The sequence below is a fragment of the Streptomyces bambusae genome, from assembly GCF_019400985.1.
GTDB lineage: Bacteria > Actinomycetota > Actinomycetes > Streptomycetales > Streptomycetaceae > Streptomyces > Streptomyces bambusae_A.
Map to the genome: position 1 here is coordinate 1 of NZ_WTFF01000307.1, position 8,648 is coordinate 8,648.

At 69.4% G+C, this 8,648-nt stretch carries 6 protein-coding genes; 2 read left to right on the plus strand and 4 right to left on the minus strand.

The window, feature by feature from the left end; translation table 11 throughout:
• Positions 1–80 precede the first annotated feature (80 nt).
• Together GPJ59_RS29455 and GPJ59_RS29460 are read left to right on the plus strand one after the other, a co-directional pair.
• Positions 81–908, plus strand: a complete 828-nt coding sequence (locus tag GPJ59_RS29455) for a RecB family exonuclease (protein ID WP_219670903.1) — start codon at positions 81–83, stop codon at positions 906–908.
• Positions 909–969: 61 nt separating this feature from the next.
• Positions 970–1,641, plus strand: coding sequence for a response regulator (locus GPJ59_RS29460; protein ID WP_219670876.1), 672 nt, complete (start codon positions 970–972; stop codon positions 1,639–1,641).
• 179 nt (positions 1,642–1,820) lie between these two features.
• Here GPJ59_RS29460 and GPJ59_RS29465 read toward each other — a convergent pair whose 3' ends face one another.
• The 4 genes from GPJ59_RS29465 to GPJ59_RS29480 all read right to left on the minus strand — a co-directional run.
• On the minus strand, positions 1,821–3,398 hold the full coding sequence (locus tag GPJ59_RS29465; protein WP_219670878.1) for an ABC transporter substrate-binding protein: 1,578 nt from the start codon (positions 3,396–3,398) through the stop codon (positions 1,821–1,823).
• 70 nt (positions 3,399–3,468) lie between these two features.
• Positions 3,469–5,073 (minus strand): ABC transporter substrate-binding protein, encoded by a 1,605-nt coding sequence (locus GPJ59_RS29470; RefSeq protein WP_219670886.1) that lies wholly within the window; start codon positions 5,071–5,073, stop codon positions 3,469–3,471.
• Between the two features lie 479 nt (positions 5,074–5,552).
• Positions 5,553–6,254, minus strand: coding sequence for an HAD family hydrolase (locus GPJ59_RS29475; RefSeq protein ID WP_219670888.1), 702 nt, complete (start codon positions 6,252–6,254; stop codon positions 5,553–5,555).
• Positions 6,255–6,366: 112 nt separating this feature from the next.
• A partial coding sequence (locus GPJ59_RS29480) for a methionine synthase (RefSeq protein ID WP_219670895.1) occupies positions 6,367–8,648 on the minus strand: 2,282 nt, incomplete at its 5' end.

Genomic DNA, 8,648 nt, shown 5'->3' on the forward strand with positions numbered 1-8,648 from the left:
CGCCCGGTGCGGCCTGTGCGCCTGGCGCGGCCGGTGCGCCCGCCGATGCGGCCGGTGCGGCGCGTGCGGCTGCCCGGCCCATGTCGCTGTCCCCGTCGCGGGCGAGTGACTTCATGCAGTGCCCGCTGCTGTACCGGTTCCGGGTGATCGACCGGCTGCCGGAGAAGCCGAGCGCGGCGGCGACGCGGGGGACGCTGGTGCACGCGGTGCTGGAGCGGCTCTTCGACCATCCGGCGGGCGAGCGTACGGCGCCGCGGGCGAAGGCGCTGGTGCCGGGCCAGTGGGACCGGCTGCTGGAGTCCCGGCCGGAGCTGACGGAGCTGTTCCCGGCGCAGGACGGCGGGGAGGGGCTGGCGCGCTGGCTGTCGGAGGCCGAGGCGCTGGTGGAGCGCTGGTTCACGCTGGAGGACCCGACCCGGCTGGAGCCGGTGGAGCGGGAGTTCTTCGTGGAGGCGGAGCTGGAGTCGGGGCTGCGGCTGCGCGGGATCATCGACCGGGTGGACGTGGCGCCGACGGGCGAGGTGCGGATCGTCGACTACAAGACGGGCAAGGCGCCGCGGCCGGAGTACGCCGAGGGCGCGCTGTTCCAGATGAAGTTCTACGCGCTGGTGGTGTGGCGGCTGAAGCAGGTCGTGCCGCGGCGGCTGCAGCTGGTGTACCTGGGCAGCGGGGACGTGCTGACGTACGACCCGGTGGTCGCGGACCTGGAGCGGGTGGAGCGCAAGCTGCTCGCGCTGTGGGAGGCGATCAAGGAGGCGACGGAGACGGGTGACTGGCGGCCGCGGCCGACGAAGCTGTGCGGCTGGTGCGACCACCGGGCGGTGTGTCCGGAATTCGGTGGCACTCCGCCGCCGTATCCGCTCATGATCGGTGCACGGGAGGACGCGGAACGCCCGGCGGAATCCTGATTGTTCGGGCAGGGCAGAATGGCCCGGTCCCCTGAAGCCGCCGACGACGATGAGGTACTCCGTGGCGATCCGCGTCCTGCTGGTAGACGATCAGCCGCTGCTGCGCACCGGTTTCCGGATGATCCTGGAGGCGGAGTCCGACCTGGCGGTGGTCGGGGAGGCGGGTGACGGCCTGCAGGCGCTGGAGCAGGTGCGGGCGCTGCAGCCGGACGTGGTCCTGATGGACATCCGGATGCCGCGGATGGACGGGGTCGAGGCGACCCGGCAGATCACCGGTCCGGGCCGGGACGGCCCGGCGAAGGTGCTGGTACTGACCACGTTCGACCTGGACGAGTACGTGGTGGAGGCGCTGCGCGCGGGTGCGAGCGGGTTCCTGCTGAAGGATGCTCCGGCGCACGAGCTGGTGCAGGCGATCCGGGTGGTCGCGGCGGGTGAGGCGATGCTGGCGCCGAGCATCACGCGGCGGCTGCTGGACAAGTACGCCGGGCATCTGCCGTCGGGTGAGGAGGCGGTGCCGGACGTGCTGGCGACGCTGACGGAGCGCGAGGTGGAGGTCCTGAAGCTGGTGGCGCGCGGGCTGTCGAACGCGGAGATCGCGGCGGACCTGTTCGTGAGCGAGACGACCGTGAAGACGCACGTGGGGCACGTGCTGACGAAGCTGGGCCTGCGGGACCGGGTGCAGGCGGCGGTGTACGCGTACGAGAGCGGTCTGGTGCGCCCGGGCGCCCAGTAGCGGCGCGGCGTGGCCCGGCGCGGCGGCGGCGTAGCGACGTAGCGACGTAGCGCCAGGATGTCGCAGGGGCCGTGGCGCCGTAGCGCCGTAGCGCCGTGGCGCCGTAGCGCCGCGTGGGCAATGCCGAAGGGGGGCTCCCCGCGGACCGTGGTCCGCGGGGAGCCCCCCTTGCGTCGTGCTCAGCCCTTGCTGATCTCCCAGAAGCGGAAGACCGTCGAGGCGTCCAGCGACCACTGCAGGCCCGTGATGTTCGGGCGGGTCACGGCGTACTGCTTGCCCTGCCACAGCGGGAGCAGCGGGACCTCCTCGGCGACGATGTCCTGGAGCCGCGTGTAGTCCGCGTTGGCGGAGGGGCGGTCGGACTTGGCGGAGGTCGCCGGGATGATCTGCTGGATGATCTCCTTGTTGTCGTAGTTGTTGCCCAGGACGTTGCCGGGGCCGAAGAACGGCTGCGTGAAGTTGTCGGCGTCCGGGTAGTCGGGGACCCAGCCGCGGACGTAGACGCCGTACTTGCCGGCGGCGATGTCCTTCTCGTACTGGTCGTACTCGGCCATCTTGACGTCGACGTCGAACAGCTGGCTGTCGTTCAGCTGCTTGGCGAGGGCCTGGAGCTGGGCCTCGGTGGAGGGGCCGTAGCGGGACGGGGTGCCGTACAGGCTCAGCTTGACCTTGCCGCTGATGTTGGCGGCCTTCAGGACGGCCTTGGCCTTCTCGGGCTGGGGGGTGCCGCCGTAGCGGTCGAAGAAGGCGGTGTTGTGGGAGCCGATGCCGGCCGGGATGATCGAGTACAGGGGCGTCGCGGTGCCCTCGTAGACGTCGCGGACCAGGGCGTCGCGGTCCACGAGGTAGGCGATGGCCTTGCGGACCGGGAGCTTGCCGGCGACCGGGTCGCTGATGTTGAAGACGAGGTGGTGGACCTCGGCTCCGGTGCCCTGGACGACGTCGACCTTCTGCTGGGTGGCCTTGGTCTCCAGTTCGGCGATGTCCTTGGCGGCGAGGCCGCGGAAGGCGAAGTCGACGTCGCCGCTCTCCAGGGTCGACTTCAGGGAGGCCTGGTCGCCGTCGAAGAACTTCAGCGTGACGCCGGTGTTCTTCGGCTTGGCCTTGCCGGTGTAGGAGTCGTTGACCGAGAAGTTGGCGGCCTTGCTGCTGAAGTTGTCCAGCTTGTAGACGCCGGATCCGACGGCCTTGTTGTCGGTGCGGAGCTTGTCGGCCGGGTACTCGCGGGAGTCGACGATGGCGCCCGCACCCGAGGCGATCTTGCTCGGGAAGGTGGCGTCGGAGGTCTTCAGGCGGAAGACGACGGTCTTGTCGTCGGGGGTGTCGATGCCGGCGATCGAGGACAGCAGGACGGCCGGGCCGTTCTCGTCGTTGATCTTCAGCGTGCGGTCGAAGGAGAACTTGACGTCCTTCGAGGTCAGCGCGTTGCCGTTGCTGAACTTCAGGCCGGGGCGCAGCACGCACTTGTAGATCTTGCTGTCGCCGCCCTCGAAGACGCAGCTCTGGGCGGCGTCGGGCTCGGGGGTGGTGCCGCCCTTGGGGAAGCTCAGCAGGGACTGGAAGACGTTGTTGAAGAGCAGCCAGGAGCCGGGGTCGTAGCCCGACGCCGGGTCGACCGACTTCACCTTGTCCGATATGCCCATGACGACGCCCTTGCCGTCGCCGGCCGCAGCGCCATCCTGCGAACCGCAACCGCTGAGCAGCGCCGCTGCGGTGGCCGCGCCGAGCGGGGCCGCCAACCACTGGTTACGTCTCATTGAACGTCCTTCTCAGTCTTTACTGTCGTTGCGCCCGGCCCGCGACTCCCGCTGCCGGTCTGGTGCGGCGTCAGCCGCTGACACCCCGGCCGAGTTCCCACAGCTGGAGATCGGAGATGGCGTTGACGGACCACTCCACGCCGGTGATTCCGTCGCGGGCGGCGACGTACTGCTTGCCCTGCCACAGCGGGAGGACGGGTACGTCGTCGGCGACGATGTCCTGCATGTCCGCGATCGCGGGTGCGGCGACGTTGCGGTCGACGGCGCGCCGGGATTCGGGGATCAGCCTGGTGCGCACCGTGTTGTTGGCGTACGGCGTGCCCAGGAAGTTGTCCTGCTCCAGGAAGGGAGCGAGGAAGTTGTCGGCGTCCTGGTAGTCGGGGAACCAGCCGAGCCCGTAGGCGGGGTAGGTGCCCTGCTTCTGCGCGGGCCGGAAGCCGGCCCATTCGCTGCCCTGGACGGTGATGTCGAAGAGCCCGGTGCCGTTCAGCTGGGTCTTGAGGGCCTCGAACTCGGCGGCGGTGCCGTCGCCGTAGTGGTCGGAGGTGTAGCTCAGGGTCAGCTTGACGGGGGTCTTGACGTTGGCGGCCTGCAGGATGCTCGCGGCCTTCTGCGTGTTGGCCTCGCCGTACTTGTTGAAGAACGAGTTGACGTGCCCGTTGACGTTGGTGGGCACCAGCGAGTACAGGGGCTGCGCGGCCTTGCCGTAGACCTTGGAGATGATGTTGTTGCGGTCGACGGCGGCGGCCAGGGCCTGGCGGACGGCCTTGTTGCCGACGACGGGGGCGTCGGTGTTGAAGCCGATGTAGCGGATCTCCATGCCGGGCATCTGGACGAGCTTGACGCCCTTGGGCGGCTTGGTGGAGAAGTCCTTGATCTGGGCGGGCGACAGGGTCCGGGAAACCATGTGGACCTCGCCGGAGGTCAGCGCCTTGCCGACGGCGGCGGAGTCCTCGTAGGTGCGCAGCTCGACGCGGTCGTTGCGGAGCTTGATGTCGCCCTTGTAGTGGGGGTTCTTGGTGAAGACGGCCCGGACCATGCGGTCGTCCTTGACCTCGGCCTTCATCGTGTACGGGCCGGAGCCGTCGACGGCGAAGCCCTGGCGGAGCTTCTTGGCGTCGTACTGCTTCTGGTTGACGATGCCGGCGGCGGGGGTGGAGAGCTTGTGCGGGAACGTCGCGTCGGGGGTCTTCAGGTGGAAGACGACGGTGTCGGCGGCCTTGACCTCGACGGTGTCGATGGTGCTGAGCAGGGACGACGGGCCGTTCTCGTCCTTGATCGCCAGGACCCGGTCGATGGAGAACTTGACGTCCTTGGCGGTGAGCGGGTCGCCGTTCGCGAACTTCAGGCCCGGGCGCAGGGTGCAGCGGTAGCTCTCGTTGCCGCTGTCGGTGAAGCGGCAGTCGGAGGCGGCCTCCGGGACGGGCTGGCCGCCGCCGCGGGGGGTGTGCATGAGCGTCTGGACGGTCTGGCGCAGGATGTTCCAGGCGCCGGCGTCGTAGGCGTACGCGGGGTCGAACGGGGCGGGGGCGTAGTCGGCGGCCTCGAACCGGTCGGTGGTTCCGACGACGATCGCTCCGGAGCCCGCTTCCCCGCCGGTCGTGCTGCCGCAGGCGGCGAGCGCGGGGGTGAGCAGAGCGGCCGCGGCCGTCAGCACCAGGGTCTTGCGGTTCATCCTCGAAATGCTCCCTCAACCGGCACTTTTCACAGCTGGTACAGAGGGCACTTCGCGACGGACGCCCGTTCTGGGCGGAACGATCGGGCCGGTGGTGTGACGATCGGTCCACGCGGTCCCGGCACAGGGGTGTGCGTCCGGGACGGCTGAGGTGCGGCGTAGTGCCCGCGACGACATTAGTGGGCCCGGACGGTATGGCTGGAACCGGACGAACGGGAGGGATCAGCACACCGTGATGGGAACGAACTGCCCGCACATGGCGGAGTGTCGGCAGATTCGGTCAGGGGATGATCAATCCGGACACAAGGGAACGCCCAAGGGCCCCGGAAGCCCCTCCGAAGGGGCATTCCGGGTGACGAAGCTCACCCGGAAAGCTGGTCGGAAGACCGTGGAATTTCGGCCTCCGGTGCCATGTGCGGAAGATCCTTCCGTCAGACCCGGGCGAGGGCCGTGTTCTGTTCGGTACGCAGCGTGCGCGGTCAGTTCATCGTAGTGATGAGCGAGCGCAGGAAGGCGAGGTCGACGTCCTCCAGCGAGCCCACCACGGTCCGGCCCGGCGCGGGGGCGATCAGCCCGACCGACGGGACGGCGACGACCCGGCAGCCGGCGGCCTCGGCGGCCGCCACCCCGGTCGCGGTGTCCTCGACGACGGCGCACCGCGCGGGGTGGGCGCCGAGGGTCTTGGCGGCCAGCAGGTAGGGGTCGGGGTGGGGCTTGGTGCGGGGCACCTCGTCGCCGGCGACGGTGAGGTGGAAGCGGTCCCGGCCCAGCGAGCTCAGCACCTGGTCGATGACCCGGCGGTGCGAGGCGGAGACCAGTGCGGTGGGGACGTTGTGCCGGGCGAGCTCGCTCAGCAGCCGCTCGGCGCCGGGCATCAGCGGCACCCGGTCGGCGATCCGCGCCTCGAAGTGCTCGTTCAGCAGCACGCTCAGCTCGGCGAGGCCGATGTCGGCGCCGGTGGCCTCGATCAGGAAGCGGGCGCTACGGCTCATGGGCCCGCCGACGACCACGTCCCGCCAGGACTCGTCCAGGCTGTGCCCCATCTCCCCGAAGACGGCCACCTCGGCCTCCCACCAGAACCCTTCGGTGTCGACCAGCGTCCCGTCCATGTCGAGCAGCACCGCCTGGAGGGCCGAGCCGTCGGCCGTCCGGGTGAGCGAGGCGGGAACGGTGCTGGTCATAGGGCGACACCCCTTCAGAAGGACGAAAAGGCCGGTCGCCATTCCCCACGGGCTTGCCCGGGGAAACAGGCGACCGGCCTGTGTGGGACCGACAAGTGTACGTCGGTCCGCCTCAGCGCGCGTTGAAATACTTCGCTTCGGGGTGGTGGATGACGATGGCGTCGGTGGACTGCTCGGGGTGGAGCTGGAACTCCTCGGACAGGTGCACCCCGATCCGCTCGGGCCGGAGCAGGTCGGCGATCTTGGCCCGGTCCTCCAGGTCGGGGCAGGCCCCGTAGCCGAGGGAGAAGCGGGCGCCGCGGTACTTCAGGTCGAACATGTCGCGCACGTCGGCCGGGTCCTCGGCGGCGAAGCCGAGCTCGGCGCGGACGCGGGCGTGCCAGTACTCGGCGAGGGCCTCGGCCAGCTGCACGGACAGGCCGTGGAGCTCCAGGTACTCGCGGTAGGAGTCGGACTCGAACAGCTTGGCCGTGGCCTCGCCGATCTTCGATCCGACCGTGACGACCTGGAGGCCGACGACGTCGGTCTCGCCGGACTCCTCCGGGCGGAAGAAGTCGGCCAGGCACAGCCGCCGGCCGCGCCGCTGGCGCGGGAAGGTGAAGCGGGTCCGCTCGTTGCCCTGCTCGTCGAGGAGGATCAGGTCGTCGCCCTTGGACACGCAGGGGAAGTAGCCGTAGACGACCGCGGCTTCGAGCAGGTTCTCGGTGTGCAGCTTCTCCAGGAGGCCGCGCAGCCGGGGCCGGCCCTCGCTCTCGACCAGTTCCTCGTACGTCGGCCCGCCCGCGCGCGCCTGCTTCAGGCCCCACTGGCCCTTGAACAGCGCGCCCTCGTCCAGCCAGGAGGCGTAGTCCTTGAGCGGGATGCCCTTGACGACGCGGGTCCCCCAGAACGGCGGGGCCGGGACCGGGTTGTCGACCGCCACGTCGGAGCGGACCCCGCCCTCCGGCTCCTCCACCTCAAGCAGTGGTACGTCGCGCTTGGGGACGCGGCGCTGCTTCAGCTCAGGCAGGGTGGCGCCGGGGACGCCGCGCTTGACCGCGACGAGGGCGTCCATGAGGCGCAGGCCCTCGAAGGCGTCGCGGGCGTAGCGGACCTCGCCTTCGTAGATCTCGTGGAGGTCCTGCTCGACGTAGGCGCGGGTGAGGGCGGCGCCGCCGAGGATGACCGGGTAGGTGGCGGCCAGCTTGCGCTGGTTGAGCTCCTCCAGGTTCTCCTTCATGATCACGGTGGACTTCACCAGGAGACCGGACATGCCGATGACGTCGGCCTTGTGCTCCTCGGCGGCCTCCAGGATGGCGGAGACGGGCTGCTTGATGCCGAGGTTGACGACGTTGTAGCCGTTGTTGGACAGGATGATGTCGACGAGGTTCTTGCCGATGTCGTGCACGTCCCCGCGGACGGTCGCCAGCACGATCGTGCCCTTGCCTTCGGCGTCGGACTTCTCCATGTGGGGCTCCAGGTGGGCCACCGCGGTCTTCATCACCTCCGCGGACTGCAGCACGAACGGCAGCTGCATCTGCCCGGAACCGAACAACTCACCGACGACCTTCATCCCCTCCAGCAGGGTGTCGTTGACGATGTCCAAGGCCGGGCGGGACTGGAGGGCCTCGTCGAGGTCGGCCTCCAGGCCGTTCTTCTCCCCGTCGACGATCCGCCGCTGCAGACGCTCCTCCAGCGGCAGAGCGAGCAGCTCCTCGGCCTTGCCGGCCTTGAGGGACTTGGTGTTGACCCCCTCGAAGAGCTCCATCAGCTTCTGCAGCGGGTCGTAGCCCTCCCGACGCCGGTCGTAGATCAGATCCAGGGCGGTGCTGACCTGCTCCTCGTCGAACCGGGCGATCGGCAGGATCTTCGAGGCGTGCACGATCGCCGAGTCCAGACCCGCCTTGACGCACTCGTCCAGGAAGACGGAGTTCAGCAGGATGCGCGCGGCCGGGTTCAGACCGAAGGAGATGTTCGACAGGCCGAGCGTGGTCTGCACGTCCGGGTGACGGCGCTTGAGCTCACGGATCGCCTCGATCGTCGCGATACCGTCCCCGCGGGACTCCTCCTGACCGGTGCAGATCGTGAACGTCAGGGTGTCGATCAGGATGTCCGACTCACGGATCCCCCAGTTCCCGGTCAGGTCGGCGATGAGACGTTCGGCAATGGCGACCTTGTTCTCGACGGTGCGGGCCTGGCCCTCCTCGTCGATGGTCAGCGCGATCAGCGCCGCACCGTGCTCCTGCGCCAGACGCGTGACCTGCGCAAAACGGGAATCGGGCCCGTCACCGTCCTCGTAGTTGACCGAGTTGATCACCGCCCGGCCACCCAGCTTCTCCAGACCCGCCTTGATGACGGCCACCTCGGTGGAGTCCAGCACGATCGGCAGGGTCGAGGCGGTGGCGAACCGGCCGG

Excerpts from the sequence above, each read along its gene's own strand:
- GPJ59_RS29455 (WP_219670903.1), top strand. The coding sequence starts at position 81 with ATGTCGCTGTCCCCGTCGCGGGCGAGTGACTTCATGCAGTGCCCGCTG.
- GPJ59_RS29465 (WP_219670878.1), bottom strand. The coding sequence starts at position 3,398 with ATGAGACGTAACCAGTGGTTGGCGGCCCCGCTCGGCGCGGCCACCGCA.
- GPJ59_RS29470 (WP_219670886.1), bottom strand. The coding sequence starts at position 5,073 with ATGAACCGCAAGACCCTGGTGCTGACGGCCGCGGCCGCTCTGCTCACC.
- GPJ59_RS29475 (WP_219670888.1), bottom strand. The coding sequence starts at position 6,254 with ATGACCAGCACCGTTCCCGCCTCGCTCACCCGGACGGCCGACGGCTCG.